This is a genomic window from Thermoplasmatales archaeon (assembly GCA_014361245.1).
In the GTDB taxonomy this organism is placed as follows: Archaea; Thermoplasmatota; E2; order UBA202; family JdFR-43; genus JACIWB01.
On the sequence record JACIWB010000086.1, the window covers coordinates 1 to 1659 of the forward strand.

A 1659-nucleotide genomic window follows, 5' to 3' on the forward strand; every position below is an offset into this window, starting at 1 on the left:
GTGGATGTGGAATAAATTCTCCAGTTATTGCAAGAATAGAAGGAAGAAAGGCGGATTCAATTGTTCTGCCAAGCGGAAAAATAATTCCTCCCTTCACAATAACTGGAATTCCAGCAAAGGTAATGGAAGAGATGAATACAAGAAAAATACTTCAATTCCAGATTTTACAGAAAAGTATTGATAGGATAGAGGTATTGATTGTAATAGATGATGAGCAGCGCAATATTGAGCCGAAAAATGAAATTATTTTCAAAAAACTGAAGGAAAAATTTGAGGAAAAATTCAACGGAGAAATAAAAGTAGAGGTTATAGAAGTTGATGAAATTCAGAAGAGCGAGGCACTTGAAACGCCCCCGCCCGTTGTTGCATCAAATGTAAGGTTGCCCTAAACCGAAATAAGCACCCGAATTAAATCTCTTAAACCGGGAGATAAACCAAGAAAAATTAAGAAAAATTTTGTTGTATTCTTTAAATTTAATTTCAAATCATTTATTCCATATAACACAAGAATTGTTACAATTATTTTTATTAAAGGATATAGAATTCCATAGTTCATTAAAAAAGCTGGCAGTGGATGCTTCTCCCCATATACAAAACCAAAATTAAATGGATCAACGATTGCAAAATATGTTGTTATTCCATCCAAAAGATGCCCGAAAATTACAAAAGCGCTTATTTTATCAATAAAAGATAATCTGAAATAATTGGAGATATATAAAATTGCAAAAGAAAGTACTATTGATAAAAACAAAGAAATTAAAATTCTTGCCTCAATAATTTTTGCATAAGAAATTAGGGCTAATAGAGAGGAAATCATTGCAATTAAGCCAAAAGATAGAATTGAAGCATTGTAATCCTTTTCCATCTTTTTGTAGATAAAAAATGCTATTATTGAAATTATTGCAAAAATAACTGGATTTAGTTTCAATCTGAAATAAAGGTAGAGAAATAAATAAAAAATATTTATTGCTACAATACTCAATAAAAATTTTTTTTCATCCCTGCATTTAATTCCAAAAAAAATTGAAATAAAAAATAATATGCCAATCTGGGCATATATAAGAGGGGATATAAAAAAGTAGGAAAGAGGGGAAGCAAAAGAGCCTGCATCTTCAAGCACCCTTGAAAATGAGCCGTATAAAATAAAGGGCAAAGAGCAGATTATAAATTTCAAATCAACCTTTATTTTATATTTTTCAAAAAAAAGATAAAATAAATAGATGAATATGATAAGGAAAGCACCATAGATTAATTCAGATATGATTGTATATCCCTCATATGCAACTATTCCATTTCTTATCGCTGGCTTGCCCGTGGCGTCTGCGATTATCGGGCCGACAAAATATTTCCATATCAATCTATCGTAAATTATATGGGGGAAAAGAGCTAGGGCAAGGAAGAAAAAAATTAGTGGAATTGCGATATAGCGAAGCTTCATGAAATGTAACTTTATGAAAGATTTAAATTTTACAATTTAAGATTCTCCTCGAAATGAATGATATCTCTTATATCAAAATTTTATAAGAGTATATAATCTATTTTGTCCAAGCTCTAAATTTATATCAGCTTTCATAGCTCTATTTTCATCTCCTCTTACAAAATTATAAATTATTCTCCTAAGACTAAGAAAAGCATTCGCTGAATCAAAAGATTTGAAGG

Annotated in this window: 3 protein-coding genes; 1 reads left to right on the forward strand and 2 read right to left on the reverse strand. The window is 30.1% G+C overall.

Features of this window, described 5'->3' with window-relative positions:
* Positions 1 to 389: hypothetical protein (locus tag H5T45_07585; GenBank protein MBC7129559.1), on the forward strand; the 389-nt coding region annotated here is incomplete at its 5' end.
* On the opposite strand, the gene H5T45_07590 is transcribed toward H5T45_07585, so the two are convergent.
* Together H5T45_07590 and H5T45_07595 are read right to left on the reverse strand one after the other, a co-directional pair.
* Positions 386 to 1438, reverse strand: a complete 1053-nt coding sequence (locus tag H5T45_07590) for a DUF63 family protein (GenBank protein ID MBC7129560.1) — start codon at positions 1436 to 1438, stop codon at positions 386 to 388. The two genes, H5T45_07585 and H5T45_07590, sit on opposite strands and share 4 nt — an antisense overlap.
* A 72-nt stretch (positions 1439 to 1510) precedes the next feature.
* The coding region (locus H5T45_07595; GenBank protein MBC7129561.1) for a hypothetical protein at positions 1511 to 1659 on the reverse strand (149 nt) is incomplete at its 5' end.

Bases quoted from the DNA above. Each gene is read 5' to 3' on its own strand.
- H5T45_07590 (MBC7129560.1), bottom strand. From the start codon at position 1,438: ATGAAGCTTCGCTATATCGCAATTCCACTAATTTTTTTCTTCCTTGCC.